The sequence below is a fragment of the Mycoplasma sp. 13536 genome, assembly GCF_055523495.1.
The window spans coordinates 871,569-895,909 of sequence record NZ_JBVFVC010000001.1; the positions used below are offsets into that span (position 1 = coordinate 871,569).

General features: G+C 29.2%; 22 protein-coding genes, 2 tRNA genes and 1 rRNA gene. 10 read left to right on the forward strand and 15 right to left on the reverse strand.

Going from position 1 to position 24,341, the window contains the following annotated elements:
- Window positions 1-28: 28 nt before the first annotated feature.
- Window positions 29-1,537: ribosomal RNA gene (locus AC0B4N_RS03490) — 16S ribosomal RNA — on the reverse strand.
- Window positions 1,538-1,843: 306 nt separating this feature from the next.
- On the opposite strand from AC0B4N_RS03490, the gene AC0B4N_RS03495 reads away from it, so the two are divergent.
- Both AC0B4N_RS03495 and AC0B4N_RS03500 read left to right on the forward strand, forming a co-directional pair.
- A complete protein-coding gene (locus tag AC0B4N_RS03495; protein WP_465102462.1) occupies window positions 1,844-3,007 on the forward strand; it encodes a restriction endonuclease subunit S in 1,164 nt (387 codons plus the stop codon).
- Window positions 3,008-3,150: 143 nt separating this feature from the next.
- The gene (locus AC0B4N_RS03500) at window positions 3,151-3,591 is read left to right on the forward strand and encodes a restriction endonuclease subunit S (RefSeq protein ID WP_465102463.1); all 441 of its coding nucleotides are present in this window, start codon (window positions 3,151-3,153) and stop codon (window positions 3,589-3,591) included.
- Between the two features lie 93 nt (window positions 3,592-3,684).
- Here the strand turns inward: AC0B4N_RS03500 and AC0B4N_RS03505 are convergent, their stop codons facing one another.
- The 5 genes from AC0B4N_RS03505 to AC0B4N_RS03525 all read right to left on the reverse strand — a co-directional run bounded on the left by AC0B4N_RS03505 (window position 3,685) and on the right by AC0B4N_RS03525 (window position 8,217).
- Window positions 3,685-4,005 (reverse strand): HNH endonuclease signature motif containing protein, encoded by a 321-nt coding sequence (locus AC0B4N_RS03505; RefSeq protein WP_465102464.1) that lies wholly within the window; start codon window positions 4,003-4,005, stop codon window positions 3,685-3,687.
- 24 nt (window positions 4,006-4,029) lie between these two features.
- On the reverse strand, window positions 4,030-4,905 hold the full coding sequence (locus AC0B4N_RS03510) for an HNH endonuclease domain-containing protein (protein ID WP_465102465.1): 876 nt from the start codon (window positions 4,903-4,905) through the stop codon (window positions 4,030-4,032).
- 80 nt (window positions 4,906-4,985) lie between these two features.
- Window positions 4,986-5,720, reverse strand: coding sequence for a hypothetical protein (locus AC0B4N_RS03515; protein WP_465102466.1), 735 nt, complete (start codon window positions 5,718-5,720; stop codon window positions 4,986-4,988).
- Complete coding sequence (locus AC0B4N_RS03520; protein ID WP_465102467.1) at window positions 5,713-7,944, reverse strand: hypothetical protein; 2,232 nt, start codon at window positions 7,942-7,944, stop codon at window positions 5,713-5,715. Before AC0B4N_RS03520 ends, AC0B4N_RS03515 begins: the two co-directional genes overlap by 8 nt.
- A gap of 188 nt (window positions 7,945-8,132) precedes the next feature.
- A tRNA-Leu gene (locus tag AC0B4N_RS03525) sits at window positions 8,133-8,217 on the reverse strand.
- Between the two features lie 430 nt (window positions 8,218-8,647).
- On the opposite strand from AC0B4N_RS03525, the gene AC0B4N_RS03530 reads away from it, so the two are divergent.
- Window positions 8,648-9,832: an IS30 family transposase gene (locus AC0B4N_RS03530; protein ID WP_465102468.1), complete on the forward strand. Its 1,185-nt coding sequence runs from the start codon at window positions 8,648-8,650 to the stop codon at window positions 9,830-9,832.
- A gap of 256 nt (window positions 9,833-10,088) precedes the next feature.
- Window positions 10,089-10,164: transfer RNA gene (locus AC0B4N_RS03535), tRNA-His, on the forward strand.
- Between the two features lie 141 nt (window positions 10,165-10,305).
- Here the strand turns inward: AC0B4N_RS03535 and tpiA are convergent.
- A complete protein-coding gene (tpiA, locus tag AC0B4N_RS03540; RefSeq protein ID WP_465102469.1) occupies window positions 10,306-11,040 on the reverse strand; it encodes a triose-phosphate isomerase in 735 nt (244 codons plus the stop codon).
- A 95-nt stretch (window positions 11,041-11,135) separates the two neighbouring features.
- Between tpiA and recU the strand changes: the two genes are divergently transcribed.
- On the forward strand, window positions 11,136-11,621 hold the full coding sequence (gene recU / locus AC0B4N_RS03545; RefSeq protein WP_465102470.1) for a Holliday junction resolvase RecU: 486 nt from the start codon (window positions 11,136-11,138) through the stop codon (window positions 11,619-11,621).
- 1 nt (window position 11,622) lies between these two features.
- On the opposite strand, the gene AC0B4N_RS03550 is transcribed toward recU, so the two are convergent.
- From AC0B4N_RS03550 to AC0B4N_RS03570, 5 genes are all read right to left on the reverse strand, one after another.
- The gene (locus AC0B4N_RS03550; protein ID WP_465101665.1) at window positions 11,623-11,913 is read right to left on the reverse strand and encodes an HU family DNA-binding protein; all 291 of its coding nucleotides are present in this window, start codon (window positions 11,911-11,913) and stop codon (window positions 11,623-11,625) included.
- 125 nt (window positions 11,914-12,038) lie between these two features.
- Window positions 12,039-13,229 carry a hypothetical protein gene (locus tag AC0B4N_RS03555; RefSeq protein WP_465102471.1) on the reverse strand — a complete coding sequence of 397 codons (1,191 nt, stop codon included), beginning with the start codon at window positions 13,227-13,229 and terminating at the stop codon, window positions 12,039-12,041.
- A 283-nt stretch (window positions 13,230-13,512) separates the two neighbouring features.
- Window positions 13,513-13,644 (reverse strand): hypothetical protein, encoded by a 132-nt coding sequence (locus AC0B4N_RS03560; protein ID WP_465102472.1) that lies wholly within the window; start codon window positions 13,642-13,644, stop codon window positions 13,513-13,515.
- 5 nt (window positions 13,645-13,649) lie between these two features.
- The gene (locus AC0B4N_RS03565) at window positions 13,650-13,880 is read right to left on the reverse strand and encodes a hypothetical protein (protein ID WP_465102473.1); all 231 of its coding nucleotides are present in this window, start codon (window positions 13,878-13,880) and stop codon (window positions 13,650-13,652) included.
- Window positions 13,784-14,695, reverse strand: coding sequence for a transposase family protein (locus AC0B4N_RS03570; RefSeq protein ID WP_465102474.1), 912 nt, complete (start codon window positions 14,693-14,695; stop codon window positions 13,784-13,786). The genes AC0B4N_RS03565 and AC0B4N_RS03570 overlap by 97 nt, the downstream gene beginning before the upstream one ends.
- A gap of 160 nt (window positions 14,696-14,855) precedes the next feature.
- On the opposite strand from AC0B4N_RS03570, the gene AC0B4N_RS03575 reads away from it, so the two are divergent.
- From AC0B4N_RS03575 to glyA, 5 genes are read left to right on the forward strand one after another with little or no spacing between them, the layout of a single operon-like run.
- The gene (locus tag AC0B4N_RS03575) at window positions 14,856-16,091 is read left to right on the forward strand and encodes a replication-associated recombination protein A (RefSeq protein ID WP_465102475.1); all 1,236 of its coding nucleotides are present in this window, start codon (window positions 14,856-14,858) and stop codon (window positions 16,089-16,091) included.
- A 1-nt stretch (window position 16,092) separates the two neighbouring features.
- On the forward strand, window positions 16,093-17,043 hold the full coding sequence (gene pheS / locus AC0B4N_RS03580; protein WP_465102476.1) for a phenylalanine--tRNA ligase subunit alpha: 951 nt from the start codon (window positions 16,093-16,095) through the stop codon (window positions 17,041-17,043).
- A complete protein-coding gene (locus AC0B4N_RS03585) occupies window positions 17,033-17,701 on the forward strand; it encodes a uracil-DNA glycosylase (RefSeq protein ID WP_465102477.1) in 669 nt (222 codons plus the stop codon). The genes pheS and AC0B4N_RS03585 overlap by 11 nt, the downstream gene beginning before the upstream one ends.
- Window positions 17,702-17,709: 8 nt before the next feature.
- On the forward strand, window positions 17,710-19,878 hold the full coding sequence (locus tag AC0B4N_RS03590; RefSeq protein ID WP_465102478.1) for a phenylalanine--tRNA ligase subunit beta: 2,169 nt from the start codon (window positions 17,710-17,712) through the stop codon (window positions 19,876-19,878).
- Window positions 19,879-19,880: 2 nt separating this feature from the next.
- Window positions 19,881-21,158, forward strand: a complete 1,278-nt coding sequence (gene glyA / locus AC0B4N_RS03595) for a serine hydroxymethyltransferase (protein WP_465102479.1) — start codon at window positions 19,881-19,883, stop codon at window positions 21,156-21,158.
- A gap of 56 nt (window positions 21,159-21,214) precedes the next feature.
- Here glyA and AC0B4N_RS03600 read toward each other — a convergent pair whose 3' ends face one another.
- The 3 genes from AC0B4N_RS03600 to rpsB all read right to left on the reverse strand — a co-directional run bounded on the left by AC0B4N_RS03600 (window position 21,215) and on the right by rpsB (window position 23,974).
- A complete protein-coding gene (locus AC0B4N_RS03600; RefSeq protein WP_465102480.1) occupies window positions 21,215-21,826 on the reverse strand; it encodes a hypothetical protein in 612 nt (203 codons plus the stop codon).
- 386 nt (window positions 21,827-22,212) lie between these two features.
- Window positions 22,213-23,091, reverse strand: coding sequence for a translation elongation factor Ts (gene tsf, locus AC0B4N_RS03605; RefSeq protein WP_465102481.1), 879 nt, complete (start codon window positions 23,089-23,091; stop codon window positions 22,213-22,215).
- 22 nt (window positions 23,092-23,113) lie between these two features.
- Window positions 23,114-23,974: a 30S ribosomal protein S2 gene (gene rpsB, locus AC0B4N_RS03610; RefSeq protein WP_465102482.1), complete on the reverse strand. Its 861-nt coding sequence runs from the start codon at window positions 23,972-23,974 to the stop codon at window positions 23,114-23,116.
- Window positions 23,975-24,341: the final 367 nt, after the last annotated feature.

Consider the following 24,341-nt stretch of genomic DNA (forward strand, 5'->3'; position numbering starts at 1 on the left):
ATGAATTGTAACTTAATGTACTCCGTAGAAAGGAGGTAATCCATCCCCACGTTCTCGTAGGGATACCTTGTTACGACTTCACCCCAGTCACCGGCCCTGCCTTAGGCAGTTGTCTCCGTAGTTAACAAAACCGACTTCGGGCATTACCAGCTCCCATGGTGTGACGGGCGGTGTGTACAAGACCCGAGAACGTATTCACCGTAGCGTAGCTGATCTACGATTACTAGCGATTCCGACTTCATGTAGTCGAGTTGCAGACTACAATCCGAACTGAGAATAGTTTTTTGAGATTTGCTTGATGTCACCATTTTGCGTCTCTTTGTACTATCCATTGTAGCACGTGTGTTGCCCCACTCGTAAGAGGCATGATGATTTGACGTCGTCCCCACCTTCCTCCCAATTACTCGGGCAGTCTCCCTAGAAAATTAACTAAGGATAAGGGTTGCGCTCGTTGCAGGACTTAACCGAACATCTCACGACACGAGCTGACGACAACCATGCACCATCTGTCATTCTGTTAGCCTCCGCTATATCTCTATAGCTTTGCAGAAGATGTCAAGAGTGGGTAAGGTTCTACGCGTATCTTCAAATTAAACCACATGCTCCACCGCTTGTGCGGATCCCCGTCAATTCCTTTAAGTTTCACTCTTGCGAGCATACTACTCAGGCGGATGATTTAATGCGTTAGCTGCGCCAATAGATTTTCTATCAGCTAATCATCATCGTTTACAGCGTGGACTACCAGGGTATCTAATCCTGTTTGCTCCCCACGCTTTCGTCTCTCAGTGTCAATATGTGCCCAGTTAGCTGCCTTCGCCAAATTGGTGTTCTTCCTAATATCTACGCATTTCACCGCTTCACTAGGAATTCCGCTAACCTCTACACAATTCTAGCATGCCAGTATCCAACGCAATTTGGGGTTGAGCCCCAAGTTTTCACGCCAGACTTAACATACAACCTACAGACGCTTTACGCCCAATAATTCCGGATAACGCTTGCAACCTATGTATTACCGCGGCTGCTGGCACATAGTTAGCCGTTGCTTTCTGACAAGGTACCGTCAAGGCACTAGCATTTCCTCTAATGCTTTTTCTTCCCTTATAACAGCAGTTTACAACCCGAAGGCCTTCATCCTGCACGCTGTGTCGCTCCATCAGACTTTCGTCCATTGTGGAAAATTCCCTACTGCTGCCTCCCGTAGGAGTCTGGGCCGTATCTCAGTCCCAGTGTGGCGGATCAGTCTCTCAACCCCGCTAAACATCATCGCCTTGGTAAGCCATTACCTTACCAACTAGCTAATGTTCCGCACCCCAATCTCTTAATGAAGCTTTAAGGCTCCTTTTATATATAATTCATGCGAACTATATAAGTATCCGGTATTAGCGATAATTTCTCACCGTTATCCCAATCTAAGAGGTATGTTAAGTACGTGTTACTCACCCATTCGCCGCTAAGTTCTAAAAGAACTCCGCTCGACATGCATGTATTAGGCACACAGCCAGCGTTCATCCTGAGCCAGGATCAAACTCTCGAAAAAATTGACTGTCATGTTTTGTGTGTATATCTAGTTTTCAAAGAACTTCATGCTGCTTTTTCAAAAAGCTCAAGATAATTATAGTACAAAAAAATAAAAACCAAAATATTTTTTTATTTTTTTGTTGGATTGTTTTTGATACTTTATTTAGTGAAATATTATTAGAGATAAAGTTGTAAATCAATAATAATACTTAATTATCTTATATTATATTTTAAATATGAATTTTTAGGTAAGATGTCATTTGCAATTACATATAATAAATATAATATGATAAAATTTACTTTAATTAAACATTAAGGAATCATTATGAATAAAATCGAAAAACTTATTAATGAACTATGCCCTAATGGGGTTAAATATAAAAAACTAAGTGATGTAGTAAAAATCAACCGGGGAAAAAGAGTTACTAAAAGTAGTTTAAGTGATACTTTTCAATATGAAGTATATCATGGTAGTAAAGATTTAATCCTTGGTAAATACAATATGTTCAATGTTCCTGCAGGGACAGTTATAGTTGTTAATACCGGTAGCATTGGCGGAGTTAAATATATAGACGAACCTTTTTGGTGTTCTGATGGGAGTTTTTGGCTTGGACATGATGAGCAAATAAATAATAAATTTCTTTATTATATCTTAGTGCGATATGAAGACTATTTCAAAAGCAAAAGAAGAGTGGGAGGAGTTCCAACAATTGAGCGTAGCGTTATCGAAGAAATAAAAATCCCCCTCCCTCCCCGCGCGATCCAGGATGAAATAGCTAAAATTCTAGATAATTTTACAGAACTTACCACAGAACTTACCACAGAACTTACCACAGAACTTAAATACCGTAAGCAACAATACGAGTATTACAGAGATAAATTATTAACTTTTGATGATTCAAAAGTTAAGGTTGAGTATAAAAGAATTGATCAATTATTTAAACTAAGTAGAGGAATCGTTATCTCTAAGAATTATATTAGAGATAACCCTGGAGAATATCCAGTATATTCATCGCAAACTGAAAATAATGGTGAACTTGGTAAAATTAACACTTATCAATACGATGGGCAGTATATTACCTGGACCACAGACGGTTATGCTGGAACAGTATTTTATCGCACTGGTAAATTTAGTATCACAAATATTTGTGGCTTACTAACTCCCCTATCTCATAACAATAACCTAAAGTTTATAGCTTATGTACTTCAAATAATAGCAAAGAAATATGTTAGAAAAGGAGTGAATGCAAATGCAAAGCTCATGACAAATGTTATGGCTGGAATTCAAATTCCCCTTCCACCTCTTCGGGTTCAAAACCGCATTGCAGAAGTTTTAGACAATTTTGAAAAGATCTGTAATGATCTCAAAATTGGCTTACCTTCTGAAATATCCTTAAGACAAAAACAATATGAATATTATAGAGATCTCTTATTATCATTTAATATTAATGATATTGAGAGAGAGAGAGAGAAGATAATCCAGGATTAGCCAAATTATTTGAATATGTCTTTGGTTTTGAACTAGTTAATTTTGGCTATGGGGTTAAATATCAAAAACTTAGTGAAGTTGCAAAGTGTAAAAGCGGAAAAAGGCTTACTAAAAACCAATTACTAGATAAAGGCTACCCAGTAATGAGCGGAGGAATTAATCCAATAGGGTATTGAAAAGACTATAACTATAATGAAAATACAACTTCAATTGCCCGGTATGGTACTGCAGGATATGTAAGGTGAGAAACTCAAAAGTTTTGGGCAATTGATGCTTGTTGAGTTATAACAGATTTAAAAGATTCAGTTAATGCAAGGTATTTATATTATTTTATAAAGAATAAAGAACAAGAACTTATTGAATCAGTATTCGGTACAATACCCGCCTTAAAATCAGATACAATACACAATTTAGATATTCCCCTCCCTCCCCGCGCGATCCAAGATGAAATTGTTGAGATATTAGATAATTTCTCTGACTTAACAAATGATTTAACTAAAGGCTTACCAGCTGAAATATCTTTAAGACAAAAACAATATGAATATTATAGAGATAGGTTATTAAGTTTTAGAGAAGTAAAATAGCGATAATTAAAAAATATAGTGAACACCCGCAAGTTAGACCAATTAATTTAGTACAACTTGCGGGTGCCTTTATACTGTAGTTTAGCTGTGTATTTATTTTGCTTTAACAACTGGATAAACTTTTGATTTACCTTTTACTTTTTCGCAAGTAAAAGTAATTCCATTAGCTACGAAGTCAGGGAATGAATCACCTTTTTCTTGGTTAGTTTTACAATGAGTTATTTGTAAATTGTCTTGTGAATCAGTTCCGCCTTCTGCTTCTGGACAAATATGATCAATATTTCAACAATATTGACTTGCTTCATTTCCATAAGCAGATCTTTTGATAGATCTTCCAGCAAAATCCTTAGCATCTTCTTTACCACTAAAAAATTTATCCCATAATTTGAGTGCTGTTTCTTTATTGATTTTCATAATTACCTTCTTTCTATGATTAATTTACTTATTTGATAATTTTTCTCTTAAGTCTATATAAGAGTAGTTATATTTTCCATATCCATATGTGAAATTGAGATTTGGTTCATTTTCTTTAGCCCTAGTATTTTCATATACTAAATTATTTATATATAAAGAATTATCGTTATGATTATAACTTATATTAAACTCACAAAGTTTTGCTTGGTGATACATATCTTTTGCATTAGTATAATTTTTTAGTTGATAGTAAATTTGATATTTAGACATATACTTTTTGTTTAAAAAGTAATATCCTAAATATGTGTTTAGCAAAATGCATATATCAAGCAGTTCAGATACATCGTCTTTAAGTGGACAATTATAGTTTTTAGCAATGTAAATATTGCTACTAAAACCTTTATTAATTGAATAAGGGATGCTATCCTCACCTAGTATTTTTTCTATAAATTCTATAACTGCAGGATTTGATACGTTTTCTAGTTTTATTAAAATTGATCCAATTCACCTTGTTTTACTATCTTTATTTTCTAGCTTTTTCAAATAGTTTAAGCCAATATTAGCATCCAAGAATTTACTTTTGATACTTTTTACCTCCTCAACTTTATAAGATCCATTATGTTTTACTATTTGGAAATTCTTATTATTGGCTTTAAATGTCGGAAAATTATCACCTTTTTCTTGGTTAGTTTTACAATGAGTTATTTGTAAATTTTCCTTATTGCTCCCACCATTTTGGCTCAGTGGGAGGATATGATCAATATTTCAACAAGATTGGCTTTTGAGATTATTAAAATCACTTTTTTGGATTTTTCGACCTGCAAAGTCCTTAGTTTTTTGGCATTGTCTGCCGTATCTTGAACTCCAAAGAGCCATTACATTTTTATGATTTATTTCCATTTCTTCCTCCTTAACTATTCCAAAAATATAATTTTGGCGTAGTTTTATTTAAAATTTTTATAATGTTTTTAACCAACTTACTATCGTAAGATTGCATTTTTAACTCGTCCAATTTCATTAACAAGAGATTTAATTTCAACAATTGTTTCAGCTTGAGATAAAATAGTGTCAGTATGCTCCCTTTTCCATTGTATTAATATTATTTTATATTTACCAGGTGCTAAGTTTAAAAGTTCAAAGAATTCTAGAGTAGAACTAGGATAATTTGATTCCTCTCCATTACCATCATAAATTTTGTATTCAATAATTGAACTATCTTCTTTGTTGGTATCCTGATAATAAACTTTAATTTCTCTCTTGTTCATACCTTTTACATTTTTTCAAAAAATATTGAGAAAATCAATTCCAGGATTAACAACTAAAGCACTATTTTTATATTTTGCATTAGTTTCTTTGTTTTTATTATTCTTATCTCATTTTTCTTTATCTGCTAAAACAACTTTAATTGGCAATGCATAATTATCAGCAAGATTATCTTTAAAAGATATTAATAATTTTCGGTTATCAGATTTAAACTCATAATCAATGCTTATCACATCATTTATATGAGTATATTTTTTGTTTTGATAAGTAATACATTCTATTGCAGGGCTTGAAAAGATGATTTTGTAACCTTCAATGTGATAATTTTCGTTTTGGACTAATTGCAGAATAATATTTGAATTATCCTCATACAAATAAGAAGATTCCGAACCTTCCGAAGATACAAATGAAACAACTTCTTTATTTAATAAGTATTTTATATATTTATTCATCCTTTGCCCCTTCATTTATTGTGTCTAATAAATTTATGCAAGTTTTTAATTCATCATTTGATAGTTGTTTATCTTGTTTATCAATGTTTGAAAAACTACCGTGCGTTATATCATTGCGTTTTTTTCTAAGTTTATGCAATAGTTTTTGTTTTTCCTCTAATTCCTTGATTTTACTATCATTGTAATAATCAGAATCCCTCTCAACTTTAACTTTCTCATGCTCAAAATATTTGTTTATCCATTCATGGATGTTATCGCCATATTTATCTTTATATTTGTATTTATATGCAAAGATAGCTTCCAAACGTCTATAAATTTGGATAATGCACATTTCTATATTTCCAGAATTTAAAAGTTTAAGTAGGTTTTTTGAACTAAATTCATTATTAATTTTTTCAAAATGGTTCTTCATAGCTTTTTCATTAGTAATTCATTCAATAACATCCTCAAGTTTTTGCTTATATTGTTTTCAAAAGTTTTCTTTAACTTTTTTAAGATTGCTTTTAACAGTAAATTCATTATACTCATCTAATAAAGGAAAATTTTGAGATTCAATAGTTAATAGTTCTTTATAGAGTTTTGTATCTATATCTAAAGTTGCTGGTGAGTCATAGCTATCTTCAAATGAGTTATAGCTATTTTCAAACTTGTTCATCTTATTAAAAATACTCTTTGATCAACTTTCAAGTATTTTTAATTCACCTTCTTTTATTTGTTCTTGAGTATATTTATGTTCTATTGCTGTTTTAGTTCTTAAATAATCAGTGTGTGATATGATTCCTTCACGTATATAATCATTAGGCATAAATAATTCATCAGCAAGTTCATAAATTAAATCAACGTTTTTTGCAATAACTGCATCTGCTAAAAAGCTATAACCCAAATCAATAGCAAATTGATATACTTCTCGCCACATATTATTTTTAGCACTTGTTTTAATTAATTCATTATAACTAATATATTTATCTATAATAAATGGCTTAAGCCCTCTGATTTTAGCAACTAAATTTGTAAGTTTTTGCCCATACTCTTCTTTACTTAGCCCACAATCATCATTTAATAAAGATTTTAAGTCTAAAACACCATGTTTAGTATGCTTTGCAACTAAAATATCTTCTAAAGGTTTAGAATCTAATCATTCTAATTCAAAAATTTGCATATCTTTATTTGATACAGTAGTTACTTCAAGTTGATTCACTTTTTGCTTTAACTTTAAATTAAAATCATTAAACTTTTTGAGCCATACTATATCTTTTTGTTCTTTTGCTAAATTGAAAGCATCTTTAATTGGGTTAAAATGTTCATAAGAATATTCTTTATCTTTATCACGTCTATATTTATACTTATAATATGATTCACTAGCATATTCTAATCTTTTTTCTTTGTCAACTATCATTCTGTCTAAAAGTTCAAAATGCTTATTTTTATAAAGTTCAAGCATTATCTCATTTGTTGAATTATATCCTGTATTTTTAAATTCAAGTTTAGACATATATTCCAAGACATCTTTAACATTTTTTGTAAAGAGGCTTTTAAATGTTGCGGTTAGATCTGAGTATCTATAATTATGTTTGTAATCTATTGCCTTTAATCCAGCAGCATAATTACTATCAATACATAAACTAATGTATTTATTAAAACGTTTCATGTCCAAAGATTTAGAATTACTATAACTTCAAGAATTTCCATAAATTACTCATGGTCATTTGTTTGATGAATGAGAATTAGTTTCATATCAATCATCTGGTAAATCGACAATATTATCTAAAAGACATTCTTTAAAAATATTAACTGCTTTATGTTCGTAAAGTGCATCAATTACCTTTCTAGTTAATTGATAATATTCTTTTGTTCCTTTTTGACCATATTTAAATTCATGAAAAATATTAAATAAATTTAAATATCCATATTGTTTAAATAAAGTTGCATCATCTTTAGAAATTAAGTGTAAGGGGCTTGTTTGATCATTAATATCTCCAAGTCATTTATCATCATTATTTGAAGAATAGCTTTTTTCATCATATGGTTCTCCGGTTAATAATGTAATTATATTAACTTTAAATATATCAGCTAGTTTGAAACAATCTGATATATTTGGTATTCAGTCGCTTTTAAATAATGTATATACATTATCAATACTAAGACCTAACTTTTGCGATATTTCGCCTCAAAAAATATCTTTCTCATTTTTAAACCTTAAAATTCGATCTTTTAATATTTCCATATTTTTCTCCTTAATTTTTTTTGCATATAATATATGTGTTAATTATATTTTATAAATATAAGAATATTAAAAATATTACCCCCCCCGTAATCATTAAAATAAATTTTAATAATTACGGGCGAGATAATTTTCGGGTCAGTTAAGAAATGCTTCCTCAACCTCCATATATAATAAAATACATATAATATTGGTGCCCAAGACAGGACTTGAACCTGCACGGATTGCTCCACTAGATCCTTAGTCTAGCGTGTCTGCCAATTCCACCACTCGGGCAAATACTAAGTTTTAAACTTTAGATTTAAATTATAACACATAAAAATGTTGTTTCCAAATATTTTTTAAAAAATATGCAAAAATAATTTACCAGATCAAAAATATTTATATTCATAATAAAGTATAATATTAATTATTTAAATTAACTCATAAATTAACCTTTAGCAATATTTATATTAGTTACAAAACTATTTTAAATAAGCATATCACTGATTTATACAAAATAACTATGTCTTCATAGTGTTTTAAAACTAATTGATTATAATCTTTGATATTTGCAATAACTAATACCAAAAAACAGCAACAATAAAATATTAATTGGAAATGTCACATGCAAGTTTTTTTGCATGTGACATTGTTTTTGTCTGCCTTGTAATAAAATAGTTGTATTAATAAATTTTAAAAAAATGAAAGGAGACCTTAAAATTATATGAAAAATTTAGAAAAATATATTTGTGTTTTTGACAAATATCGAAAAGAAAATAAATATCAACATTTTAAAATTGAAGAGAATTACAACACTATCTTGAAAATGCAAGGAGCTCTTGAGTCGCATCGAAAATTACGATCAGATCAAATCGATCTAGAACAACTTTTTAATATTTTACAAGAACTTTCTGAAGGCTTCTCAATCCAAGAAGTAGCTAAGATTTCTAACAGAGACATTCGAAGTATAAAAAGTAAAATCCAAATTATTACAAATCGCAAACCACTTAGTTTAGATAAACACAATCGCTATGTTTGTGCTAAGTGTTCAAAAAGAGTAATGCGGGTTAAAACCCTTAATTTTACTAAACTATACGAACATTTATTAGGTTATTCATTTTCGCGACTCTTTTTTGTAAGTGATGCAATTAAAGAGAAATGAAAGGCCTACAGAAAATATTGGTATAGTGAGCTTAATACATACAATAAAAATAGAAATAAAAAGAATTTGCAGCAAAAAGAAGTTAAGAAATCAGTTACCTATCTTGTGAATTCTTTTAAAAAATTATCCCCTGATGAATTTGCTCCTTCACCTAGTACAATTTATAAAATAATCAAAAAATACCCTTATTTCCTTGAATTTGACCACATTGTTAAAAAATCTGAAGGCAAATATGGCATAAGGAAGAAAAAACAAACCAAACCTAAAACATTAAAATATGCTACAGAAATTTCAAAACGTCCAGCTTATATTAATGATCGCTTGGAACATGGTCATTTTGAATTAGACACCGTTATTGGTAAAATCAATGATACATATTGTATTGTGACCATAATTGAACGGCAAACCAGAATGTCTTATGCTATGCTCTCAAAACGCAACTCCAAAGCTACAAAACAAACTCTTCTCAAACTAATCAAGAAACATAACTTAGACATTAAAACTTTAACAGTTGATAATGGTAGTGAAAATGTCTTATTGCACCAGGTTATTCCAACTGAAAGACTATTTAAATGCCAACCATATAGTTCATGACAAAAAGGTTCAATAGAAAATATGCACCGCTTAATTAGGTATTACATTCCCAAAGGAAAAAGCTTAGATAAATACTCTCAGCAAGAAATTGATTATATGATGGAAAAAATAAATAACTATCGACAAGTTGTACGGCAATATAAGATAACCTAAAATTTTTTTTAATCCCCCGCCTTTGATTGCAATCAAAGGGGCCTTACTTTTGGCAAAAGTAAGCAAAACCGACGAGAAAACACTGCCGTGTTTTCTGTTTTCGCATACATTTTTTTATCTAAAAATTATGTTAAAATTAAAAGACAATTATTTTGTTAACATCTCGCAAGTGACTTTTCCAAAAAACAAGCAACAATAAAAAATAATTTAGTATTTGGAATTTTAAAAATTAGTGTATAATTATATGGCAAATATGGCGGTTGTGGTGAAGTGGTTAACACAGCGGGTTGTGGTCCCGTCATTCGCGGGTTCGAATCCCGTCAACCGCCCCAAAATTTACCTTGGTTAATTTATTATAAATTAACTAAGGTAAATTTTTATATTTTATTTTTTTAATCTAAATAATTGTTAAAAACTGTTTTAAAAAATATGCGTTATTTAAACGCATATTTTATAATAAATTAATTCTAAGATTATTTACCTAAGGTTAAAAGTTGCATGAAGCTTTCTGGTTCTAATGAAGCACCACCAACTAAAAATCCGTTAATATCAGGTTGGGTCGCTAATTCAACAATATTTTTAGGAGATACACTTCCTCCATATTGGACAACTAAATCATTTGAAGTAAGTTCATGAATGTATGCACAAACATCTTGTGCAATTTCAGCTGTTGCTACTTTACCAGTCCCAATTGCTCAAACAGGCTCATATGCCACAACGATTTTAGATAAATCCAAATCATTAACTGATCCTTCAATTTGTTTTTTAACTACTTCTTTAGTTAAACCTTGTTCATATTCTTCTAAAGTTTCACCAACACAAATAACTGGAGTTAGCCCTTTTTCTAAAGCTAATTTAGCTTTAGAATATACTGTTTTATTACATTCATTGTGATACGTTCTTCTTTCTGAATGTCCTAAAATAACATATTTAACATCTAAATCAAGAAGCATATCTGCTGATACTTCTCCAGTATATGCTCCTTTAACATGTTTTGACATATCTTGTGCAGCTAGTTTTAAACCTTGCACTTGATTTGTCTTAAAAGCACTTAAATTAGTATATGGAACAGCAACAGCAAAGGCAGTATCCTTAGCAATAATTTGGTTTTTTTGGTTATATAAATCTTGGAATTTATTTATAAAATCTAAGGTTTCTGAATATGTTTTATTCATTTTTCAGTTACCAATAATAAGTAATTTGTTCATCTAATTCCCTTTCTAAATAGCTAATAATTTATTTAAATTTTATCAAAAATGTTTATTTTTTGTATTTTTTAAATAAAAATAATATTAAAATTAATATGACAAAGAACCGCGGCATGTTTTTAGAAAAAATTATTAATCAAACAATTAATTATTACTGGGAAACTAATTATGCTTTTATTCATAAGAAAAACCTGGATATTTCCCTTAAGAAAATAAATAAAAATAATGATCAAAAAATAATAGTAAATAAAGGATATATAAGTAAAAAATCAACGGTAGACTATATTGGGATGTATCAAGGAAAATTCGTCTGTTTTGAAGCTAAAAGTTGCAACGAAGATCGTTTTGATTTAATCAACTTAAAAACTCATCAAATTAATTACTTAAAATTAATAAAGTGAAATGGCGGCCTTGCTTTTATCATTTTATTTTTTAGCAATAAAGATTTATTTTTTAAAGTAGAAATTGAATATATTTTAGCATTATTAAACCAAAAGCAAAAAAGTATCCGAATTGAAGAATTAATTAAAAACTCTAAAGTTTTAACTTTAGAGTTTCCAGGTATTTTAAATATTTTATAAACTATTTAAAATCAATTAAATCACGTAAGTATTTAGATGGTTTGTATTTAACAACTCTCTTACGCGGAACAACTTGTTGTTCTTTTGTAAATCTGTTAGTAATTGTACGTTGCGGTTTAACAACGGTTGAGAAGATACCAAAATCAGCTAAACGTACTGAATCTTCAGCTAATAATTGTTCTTTTAGAACAAATAACATTTCTTCTAAAATTTGATCAACTTGTTTAGGTGTTAAATTTAAGGTATCCTCAACTCTTTCAGATACTTGAGTTACAAATTCTTTTTTTGTCATTTTGTCTCCTAAATGATTTATTTATTTGTTTAAGTATTATAACCTATTTTTTAAAAGTTAAGTTAAAAAATAATTTATCTTAAATATTATACACTATATTTAAATAACTAAACCAGAAAGGTTTTTTATAAATCTTCAGAGGTTGTATTAGTCTCTGGTGCTTTTGTTGTAAAAGTTTTATTTGATTCTGTTAATGAAATAGACTCATTATTATATTTTAATGACGTAATAGTAATAGTTTGGTCTTTTGGTAAATCGTAAATATATGCATTTAAAACATTATTTTTAAGACTAAAAGTTAACTCACTATATTGAAAACTTTCCAAATTAAATAATATTTCTAATTTAGAAGAATTAAAATTTGTAATAGTTTGGTCAAGAGTTAATGTCAAATTACCACTAACATTTGCTTCATCGGAATCATCAGCTACAAAATGAACTTTCTCTAAATTTAGATTACTTTGTGTTGGTTGAATGTTTTCATTTTTTGATCCATTATTACCATGATCCTGATCATGGTTATTTTCAATTTCTTTAACTGAAGGGTTTGAATTTTCAACAGAACCAGTTCCTTGAACATCTTCAGGTTTTGTTCCTGCTTTAAATGTTATTGATTCTTTAGGTAGTTTAATAACCTCATCTTTATATGCAATTTTTAAAATTTGATAATCAAAGTTTTCTGCTAAGTCATATAATTCAAAAAATAATTTATTATCTTTATATTGAGTATGTCATAAGTTAGGATTAAATATACCATCATATTCTTCATCTAAACCGTCTGGATAATTAATATGTAATTTAAATTCCATTTTTTCAGCTTCTGTTGGTATTTTATTTAAAGTTACAATTACACCTAAACTAGTATGGTCATTTTCATTAAAATCAAAATTAATTGAATTAATTTGAAATTTAGAGTTATTCGAAGTTTGTTGTTTTGGTTGCTCTGGTTCTGTGTCTTTAATATTTTTCTCTCCATTTGTTTCATTTGGGTGCTTTGTTTGCGGAGTTTTCTCTTGTGAATCTCCTGAGTCTGTTGGCTTGTTTTCTTTATCTTGATCTTGGAGTCTCTCACCCCCAAGATTATTATCCTTTGGAGTCTCTTTTTTAGTTTCGTTATTTGGATCAATTTTAGGTTCAATTATTGGTTTAGGCGAAGGTGCTGGAGTAGGATTTGTGCCAATAGAATTTCTAAAATCAATTTTTATATTTGAAAATGGATCAGAATCTTGCTCTTGTTTTGCACATGATACAATAGCAAATAGCGGTGTAATAGAAAAGGCTACTGGCATTAATAATTTCTTGTAAAGTTTTTTCATTTTTACCTCTTTTCAATTTTTTGTAATGTTTATATATTACTGTATAGTAATATTATATAACTTTTTTAAATAATAATAAAATTTAGTTAAAAATTCTGTTTTTTGGAAAAGTCACTTGCGAGATGTTAACAAAATAATTGTCTTTTAATTTTAACATAATTTTTAGATAAAAAAATGTATGAGAAAACAGAAAACACTGCAGTGTTTTCTCGTCGGTTTTGCTTACTTTTGTCAAAAGTAAGGCCCCTTTGATTGCAATCAAAGGCGGCGGATTAAAAAAATTTTAGGTTATCTTATATTTCCGGACAACTTGCCGATAGTTATTTATTTTTTCCATCATATAATCAATTTCTTGCTGAGAGTATTTATCTAAGCTTTTTCCTTTGGGAATGTAATACCTAATTAAGCGGTGCATATTTTCTATTGAACCTTTTTGTCATGAACTATATGGTTGGCATTTAAATATCTTTCAGTTGGAATGACCTGGTGCAATAAGACATTTTCACTACCATTATCAACTGTTAAAGTTTTAATCTCTAAGTTGTGTTTCTTGATTAGTTTGATAAGAGTTTGTTTTGTAGCTTTGGAGTTGCTTTTGAAAGCATAGCATAAGACATTCTGGTTTGCCGTTCAATTATCGTCACAATACAATATGTATCATTGATTTTACCAATAACGGTGTCTAATTCAAAATGGCCGTGTTCAGAGCGATCATTAATATAAGCTGGACGTTTTGAAATTTCTGTAGCATATTTTAATGTTTTAGGTTTGGTTTGCTTTTGCTTTCTTATGCCATATTTGCCTTCAGATTTTTTAACAATATGGTCAAATTCAAGGAAATAAGGGTATTTTTTAATTATTTTATAAATTGTACTAGGCGAAGGAGCAAATTCATCAGGTGAGAATTTTTTAAAAGAATTAACAAGATAGGTAACTGATTTCTTAACTTCTTTTTGCTGCAAATTCTTTTTATTTCTATTTTTATTGTATGTATTAAGCTCACTATACCAATATTTTCTGTAGGTCTTTCATTTCTCTTTAATTGCATCACTTACAAAAAAGAGTCGCGAAAATGAATAACCTAATAAATGTTCGTATAGCTTGGTAAAATTAAGGGTTTTAACCCGCATTATTTTTTTTGAACACTTAGGACAAACATAGCGATTTTGTTTATCTAAACTAAGTGGTCTGCGATTTGTAATAATTTGGATTTTACTTTTTATACTTCGAATGTCTCTGTTAAAAATCTTGGCTACTTCTTGGATTGAGAAGCCTTCAGAAAGTTCTTGTAAAATATTATAAAGTTGCTCTAGATCGATTTGATCTGATCGTAATTTTCGTTGCGACTCAAGAGCTCCTTGCATTTTCAAGATAGTATTATGATTCTCTTCGATTTTAAAATGTTGATATTTATTTTCTTTTCGATATTTGTCAAAAACACAAATATATTTTTCTAAATTTTTCATATAATTTTAAAGTCTCCTTTCATTTTTTAAAAATTATTAATACAACTATTTTATTACAAGGCAGACAAAAACAATGTCACATGCAAAAAACTTGCATGTGACATTTCCAATTAATATATTTAATAATATAAAAACTTCTTATATAATATAATTTATAAAAATGATTGATAAAAACCTTGCTAACTACTTAAGACCACAAAAATTAGATGATATTATTGGTCAAAACCATTTAAAAGAATTATTAAATAAAATAGTCCTTAAAAAAATTAGGTCTAGTTTTTTGTTTTTTGGCGAAAGCGGAATTGGGAAAACTTCAACAGCTTTTGCATTAGCAAATGAAATGAATTTACCATATGGTTATTTTAATGCATCAGTTGGTTCAAAAACTGAGTTAACTGAATTATTATCTAAAAACCAAATTTTAATTATCGATGAAATTCATCGATTAAATAAAGATAAACAAGAAATTTTGCTATCATATTTAGAATTTGACAAAATTATTATTTATGCAACCACAACGGAAAATCCATATTTTAAGGTAGTCCCGGCAATTAGAAGTCGTTTGCAAATTTTACAATTTTATAAACTTTCACTTGAAGATATTACTTTAGGGCTTAGAAAAATTGTTAACGCGCGCTTTAAACATCTAAATATTTCTGATGAAAAACTAGCTTTGCTAGCAAACTACTCGGCGGGAGATTATAGAGCAAGTATTAATAATTTGCAAACATTAGGAATTATTAAAACGGATTTAAATGAAATTACCGAGCGAGATTTAAAAACCATTATTCCAAATATAAACTTTTATAGTGATAAAAATTCAAGCGAACATTATAATAATTTATCGGCATTTCATAAATCGGTGCGAGGCAGCGATGTTAATGCGGCTTTATATTATGGTTTTTTGATTTTAACAAGTGGCGATTATGATGGTTTGTTTCGCCGCATGCTGGCATTAGCATATGAAGACGTAGGTTTAGCAAATTTGCAAATTGGGCCAAGAGTCTTAGCGGCAATTGAGACTTTTGAACGTCTAGGTCTTCCTGAAGGGGAATTGCCAGTTGCCTTAGCAATTTGTGATTTAGCTTTAAGTCCAAAAAGCAATTCAACTTACTTAGCCAAAGAAAAAGTTAAAGACATAATTTTAAATCAAGGTAAAGTGTACCGCATTCCTTCACACCTAAGAGATGGACACTATCAATCAGCACAAAAATTAGGTGATGCAATTGGTTATAAATACCCTCATGATTATCCCAATAATTGAGTTGCACAAACATATTTACCCAGAGAATTGCGCAATGAACAATTTTACACTCCTGGTAAAAATAAATATGAACAAGATGTCAAAAAATATTGAGAAACTTTAAAAGAAAATTGAAAAAAGAATAAGGAGTAAAATGTTAAATTTAGACTTAATTAATAATATTGAAGATTTAAAACAACTTAAAGCCAAACTTTACGGAAACCAAGGACAAATATTTCAATTACAACAAACATTAAAAACAGCCCCTAATGATCAAAAAAAAGAAATTGGTCAAACAATCAACAAACTAAAAAAAGAATATGAAGAATTTTTTGCTCTTGCTGAGCAAAAAATTACTAAATTAAATATTGACCAAAAAATTAACTCAGAATTTGTGGATATTAATTTACCGACTTTAAAACCAGGATCTTTAAATCCTATTACAATCATCGAAGAAAGATTAAAAGATTGATTTATACAACACGGCTATTACCAACAATTTGATTCTGAAGTTGTTTCTGACTTATACAACTTTGAAAAATTAAACATTCCGCAAGATCACCCAGCACGTGGAATGCATGATTCGTTGTATATAAATCCAACAACATTATTGCGAACTCATAATACTGGAATTAGTGCAAAAGTTCTTGAAGAAAATAAAAATATGGAATTAGGTACTTTTTCAATTGGTAAAGTATACCGTAATGATGAAGATGATGCAACACACTCTCACCAATTTACTCAACTCGATTTTGTAGCTGTTGGTAAATTAAGTTTTCCAAACTTAATTTGAACATTAAAATCTTTATTATCATATGTTTTAGAAACAGAGATACAGTTAAGATTAAGACCAAGTTATTTTCCATTTACTGAACCAAGTGTTGAAGTTGACATTTTTTATAATAACCGTTGAATTGAAATTCTCGGCGCTGGAATGTTGCACCCAAAAGTTTTAGAATTAGCCGGTTATACTAATGGTATGAATGGATTTGCTGCAGGATTAGGAATTGAACGTATTACAATGATTAAATTTGGTTTTAATGACATTAGAGATTTATATAAAAATGATTTAAGAATCATGGAGCAATTTAATTATGAAAGATAGTTTTTTAAAAATTTTACAATCTGAAGGAAAAAAGCCTTACTTTACTAAAATCTTAGATAATTTATCCCTTTCAGCGAAACAAAATAAAACAATCTGGCCACACCAAACTGAAATGTTTCGTGCCTTTGAATTTTTTCAAACTCACGAAACTAAGCTAATTATTCTAGGTCAAGATCCTTATAGTGAATATGGTGTTGCTGATGGTCTTGCTTTTTCTACACATAATTTAAAAACCCCTGCCACACTTAAAAATATCTTTAAAGAGCTTAAAAATGATTATCCAAATATAACTTTAAATTCTAATTCACTGGTGCCATGAGCCAAACAAAAAATCTTATTATTAAATTCAAGTCTAACAGTCGAGGAAAATAAACCTAATTCACACCAAAATATTGGTTGAAATTTTTTCATAAGTGCAATTATCCAAGAAATTGTCAGGGTAAATAAAGATGTTTTAATCTTGGCTTTAGGTAATTATGCACATAAAATTGTTGATAATTCATTATATTTATTAAACTATGATACAAATAATTTATTTAAACTATCGCATCCTTCGCCGCTAGGATACCGTCATAGTTTTAAAAATTCGCAAATCTTTAAAACTATTAATGCTCGTTTAGAAACATTAAATAAAGAGTCCATTGATTGAAATTTATAAGGAGTGACATGATTTTATCTCTTAAACATTTAAAGAAATATTTACCATCTCTTACTTTAACACCAGGCCAAATTGAAATTGCTTTAAATGAACTTGGTTTTGAAGTTGAAAGTATCAAACCCTTTGCTAATGTGACAGGTGTAATTTTTGCTAAAGTTTTAAAAGTTGAATTAAATCCTAATTCAGATCGCTTAGATGTAGTAAATTTAGCAACTAAAAATGGTAATATTACAATCCAAACAACAAATCGAATCTTAAAAGAAGGCGACCTAGTAATTTGTTTTCCAGTTGGTTCAACCAAAAATGGAGTTACTTTTAAAGAAGTTATGTTAAAAGGTGTTCCATCACAAGGGATGATGGCTTCATGATCAGAAATTGGGTATCAATATGAATTATTAACAAATAAAGATCAATTATTGGTTTTACCTAATGATTTTGCAAACTTAGAAGATGATCCAATGGAATTATTAGGAATTAATGATTATATTATAGAAATTTCAGTTACGGCAAATCGAAATGATGCAAATTCATATTATTTTTTAGCTAAAGAATTAGCAGCGTATTTTAAAACTGAGTTTAAACCAATATTCATAAATAATACATCTCCAAGTTTTACCTCTGACTTTAAAGTTGTAAAGAATAAAGCTAATGAACTTTCATTTTTAGAAGTTCATGGTAAAAATCAAACTAGTTTACATGAAAAAATGTTTTTAGCCAAACATGGAATTTCAAGCTCGTTTGATTGAAGTGTTAATTTAACTAATTTAACACTTTTAGAAATTGGTGTTCCGGTTCATGTTTATGATGCTCAAAAAATTTCTAAAAATATTAGCTGTGATTTATTTAGCGGAAAGGTAGAAATTTTAGGTCAAAAACAAATTGAGGTTACTAATGTTCTAGCGATATTTGATGATCAAGGGCCTATATCCCTAGCTTCTGTAATGGGATTAGAAAAGTCAAAAGCCGACCTAGATACTACTAATTATTTATTTGAAATTGGTGTTTTTGATCCAAAATTAGTACGCCATGGGGCAAAAGAAATTAAATTATTAACTAGTGCTGCAAATCAAGGTTCGCGAACTATCACAAGATATAGTGCAAAAATAGCCTTAGAATACATTCAAGCCAAAACAAGCAATTTAAAAATATCGAACGTTATTAACCCAATATGTTTATCAAATAAAAAGGAAATTTTATTTGATAGCCAAAAATTAGAAATGTATTCGGGTTCTAAATATTTGAATATATTTCAAGATGCACTAAAACAACTAGAATCTTTAGGTTTTGAGTTTAAAGAAAACTTAGTTTTAGTTCCAGACTATCGATATGATATTAATTATTTTGAAGATATTATTGAAGAAATTTTCCGCTTTTATTCATATCAAAATTTTCAACCAAAAGCTGTTAATATCACTCCTTTAAAAACACAAAAGCGAGACAATAACAAAGGTTATTGATTGCATAATGGTTATAATGAAGCAAGAACATTTTGTTTAATTTCAAAAAACAAAAACTTTTTAAATCCACTCTGCTGAAAAGAAAATATTGATTTATTAACCTTTGTTTCAAAAGAACGCGAATCAGTTCGTAAATCAATCATAACTTCATTGCAAGAAGTAATAATTTATAATCAAAAGCGTAAATTAGAACAAATTAATATCTTTGAACATGGTATGGTTGTTTCTGAAGAGTTTGTATATGGTTTGGCATCAACAACTAAAAGTTTTCAAGAATTAAAACAAGATATAATTAACTTTTTAAACTTAGAATTAACTTTTGAAAAATTTGATAATTATGAATTCGTACACCAAAATGTTTCAGCAAAAATCTTTCATAATGATAAACTAATTGGATGAATTGGAAAGATTCATCCAATGTATGATGATACTAATGCTTTTTATGCTGAATTTATTAGCCCAGACTTACCAAATACTTTCCATAAATTTAAACCAATTAATTATGAACCAATGAAAAGTATTGATTTAACCTTTGAACTTTTAAATAACCAAAGTATTGATGAATACTTAAAACCAATTATTCTAAATCATAATCCATATGAAATTAAAATAATTGATGATTATCAAAAAGAAACGTCGCATAATATAACAATTAGAATTACTGACTATGAATCAGTAATTAAAGAAATAAACCAAGTATTTAATAAAGGAGAATCATAATTATGTATCAAAAAATTAAATTATCCGACCAAGTAATTCAAGATGCGATTAATAGTGAATTAAAGCGTCAAGAAGACCATGTGGAATTAATTGCTTCTGAAAACTTTGTTTCTGAAGATGTATTAAAGGCGCAAGGGAGCATTTTAACAAATAAATATGGCGAAGGATATCCAAATGCAAGATATTATGGTGGTTGCGAAAATGTTGATATTATTGAATCAACTGCAATTGAACGTTTAAAACAACTTTTTGGTGTTGAGTATGCAAACGTACAACCATATTCAGGCTCAACAGCTAATGCAGCTGCTATTGCTTCTGTAGCACCTAGTGGTGGAAAAATCATGGGCTTATCCTTAAATTGCGGAGGTCATTTAACTCATGGTTATAAAATTAGTTTTAGTGGCATTTTTTACCAATCAGTTTCATATGATTTAAATCAAGAAGGATATTTAGATTATGATGCAATTGAACAACTAGCAATCCAAGAAAAACCGGATTTAATTATTTGTGGCTACTCAGCTTATTCACGTACCATCGACTTTGCAAGATTTAGGGAAATTGCTGATAAAGTAGGGGCTAAATTGATGGCTGATATAGCACATATTGCAGGCTTAATTGTGGCAGGAGAGCACCCTTCTCCGGTGGGATATGCTGATATTATTACATCTACAACTCATAAAACATTACGTGGTGGTCGTGGCGGAATCATTATGACTAATGATCCAGAAATTGCTAAAAAAGTTAATCGTTGAGTTTTTCCAGGTTATCAAGGCGGCCCTTTATTTCATGCTATTGCTGGCAAAGCAGTTGCATTTTATGAAGCATTACAACCTCAATTTAAAACCTATGCTCAAAATATCATTAAAAACACCCGTCAAATGGCCCAAAAATTTCAAGAACTTGGTGCAAAAGTTATCAGTGGTGGAACCGATAATCATTTATTTATGATAAATGTTTTTGATACCTATGGAATTAATGGTTTGCAAGCTGAGACATTATTGCATAAATTAAATATTACCTTAAACAAAAACTCTATACCTTTTGATAAATTAAATCCACGTTTAGGAAGTGGAATTAGAATTGGCACTGCCGCAATGACAAGTAGGGACTTTAAACATTGAGATGAATTAGCAACCATCATTCATAATGTTTTGTCTAATTATGAATTTTATGCTTCAAATAGCAATGATGCAAAAAATAAACTTAACGAATTAAAGCAAGATATTTTAGAATTTTTAAAAGAAGCGCCAATCAAAAAATCATATTTAGAAATAAATTAAATAATTCATAGGCAATTTAAAAACATTCAGAAAACTTATCTGAATGTTTTTGATTTTTACTTACTAAATCACACTTTGTTTCTTTTTATTCCTAATCTTCTATTGTATTCTGTCAAATCACTTCTAGTTTGCACTTCATGAACTGTAATTGAGTTAATATTTGGTACATTGTTTTTATCAATAAAAATAAAATATTGACCTGAAATGATTTGTTTTGTATTATTACCATATGAAATATAGTGAATTTTTACAAAATCCTCATCTATTTCAACTGAATCCATTGGTTCATTAACAGCATAGTTAGCATAGTAAATAACATAGTATTTATCTTGAATATCTTTATCAAAAACTCTTTGAACCTGATTTGAAAAAAGTTCTCAATTATCCTTAATTTGAGTTGCTAGTCTTTCGTTAGTAGTTCTTTGAATGATATCATTTTTGAAATCCTCAGAATTTTTAACTAAAAAAGGTTTTTCACGGCTTGCATTTGTAAAATCTGTAGGATTTCATAATTCATTTTGTAATCTATAAATATTTTGAGTAATTTCAACGTCATTATTGTAGTTTATTAAATCAGGCACCCTCTTTTGTACACAGGAAATTACACTAAATAATGGCACGGTAGTTAAAGTTGATATTATAAATAATTTTTGTTTTCTTAATTTCATTTGTCTCCTTTACAACTTTTTAATATTATTTATTAAAGTTATTCCATAAATTATAATTAAATATAAACATTTCCATTTAATGTTTTTATCAATTGATACAAGCGAAATAAGCGCAATATTTGTATCAAAATTAATAGAATTTATCTTTAGTTTTTGTATTAGTACTGCCTACTGTTAACTTTGTAAAAGACATCTTCAGTTTTTACATCTTTTAAATAAATATTTTCTTTACAATTTTGTGAGCAAGAGCCATTAAAGCACGGTTGAAGTAACTGGTAAAATCATTAAAGGTTTTTAAGTTGCATAATCTCTTTCTAAATATAATATTAAAAATAATTAATTAAAATAAAAACATTCACAATATTCTGAATGTTTTTATTTTATTATTATTTAACCATACTTGCAACATCAGCTGCAAAGTTAGACTGAACTTTTTCAATTCCTTCACCAACTTCAAATCTTGCAACTTCTACTAATGTAGCATTATGATTAGCTAAATATTTTTCAACAGTTAAAGAATCTTCCATAACAAAGGCTTGTTTTTCTAAAACAAATTCTGATAGTTGTTTAGTTAACCAACCTTCCTGGATCTTTTCTTGAATCTGTGCTGGTTTATTTTCAAATCCGGCTGGTTTTTCAAAACTAGATTTTAAAGCTTCAAAACGATCAGTTGGAATTTGGCTTACTAAGGTAAATTCAGGGTTCATTGCTGAAACATGCATTGCAACATTTTTAGCAGCATCAAAAGCTTTACCTTTTGCTTTAACAACAGCGGCAACTTGAGAATTAGCATGTACATAAACACCTAAAACTTCAGCTTCGTTTGCTTCAAGAACAAAAACGCGACGCAATGAAATTTTTTCTCCAATTACAGATGTTGCTTCAATTAATGAATTTTCAATTGTTACACCTGTTTCTAATTCTAATTGGTATGCATCTTCTAAAGAAGTAACATTACTATCTAAAACTCTTTGAGCAACTTTGTTTAATAATTCAACAAATTTTTGGTTTTTAGCAGCAAAGTCAGTTTCAGAATTAATTTCAACTAAAACTGCCCTTTTATCATTTCCTAAAGCAACTACTGCCCCTTCGGCTGCTACTCTACCTGCTTTTTTAGCGGCTTTAACAATACCATTTTCTCTTAATCAGTTAATAGCCGCTTCAATATCATCGTTAGAAGCTTCTAAAGCTTTTTTACAATCAATTAATGAAGAATTAGTTCTAGCTCTTAATTCTTTAATTAATTCCATTTTGTTTGCACTCATTTTTAACTCCTTTTTATTAATACTATTCTAAATTAACTTCTGCTTCTTTAGTGAATTCTTCACCATTTTGTTTAGTTCCTGGTGTTTCAGGAAAAACTATTTTAGTATCATCTTGGTATGCGAATCAGTGGTGTCCACCTCTTGCTTTAACAATAGCGTCGGCAATAATCGTCATGAATACTTGGATGAATTTTGCTGAATCATCATTTCCTGGAACTCCTAAGTCAACTGTATCAGGATTGGAATTAGAGTCTAAAATAGCAATAACTTTTAATCCTTTTTTCTTTGCTTCTTTAATAGCAATTTCATCTTCGTTAGGATCAGCTACTATCATTACATGTGGTAAACGTCTCATTTTACTCATAGCACGTATACCATTTAAGTTTTTGTGTAATTTTTCTAATTGTTTAGTTTTTTCTAAAGCCTCTTTTTTGGTGTAACCCTTAAAGTTATTTGCAGCTTTTGCTTCTAATTGCTCCATAGTATTAACACTACGCATAATAGTAGCATTGTTTGTTAATGTTCCACCTAATCATCTTTCAGTTACGAATAATGAATTAGTTCTTTCCGCAGCTTTTTTAACTGCATCTCTAGCTTGTTTTTTAGTACCAACGAAAATAAATTCTGTACCTTTTGCAGCTAAGTTGTTAACAAGCTTATATGCATATTCTAGATGATTTTGTGTTTTGTAAACATCAATAATATGTACACCTTTTAGTTTACGGTTAGGAACTAAGTATTCCTTCATTTTTGGATTTCAAGCAAAAGTTTTATGTCCAAAGTAAGAACCTGATTCAAGAAGTTTTTCTCTTGAAATAATTGGTTTTCTTTCTTGTTTTTGTCTTGATTCTTTTTCTAGTTTGTGGGTTTCGTTTGTTTTCATAAATAAAAAATCCTTTTCTTTAGTTTGTTATTTTCTAAGCAATATTTCGAGCACCTAGCACTATAATATTATTTTTAGCACACCCAAGTGAATCCATATTGCCGTTAATATAATTTTAAAATTTAAGTGTTATAAAAACACGTTTTTATTTTACCATATTTCAATAAAAACGAAAATTATTTATTTGTTGTTTTTTGGAAAAGTCACTTGCGAGATATTAACAAAATAATTGCGTTTTAATTTTAACATAAATTTTACATAAAAAATGTATGCGAAAACAGAAAACACGGCAGTGTTTTCTCGTCGGTTTTGCTTACTTTTGCCAAAAGTAAGGCTCCTTTGATTGCAATCAAAGGCGGGGGATTAA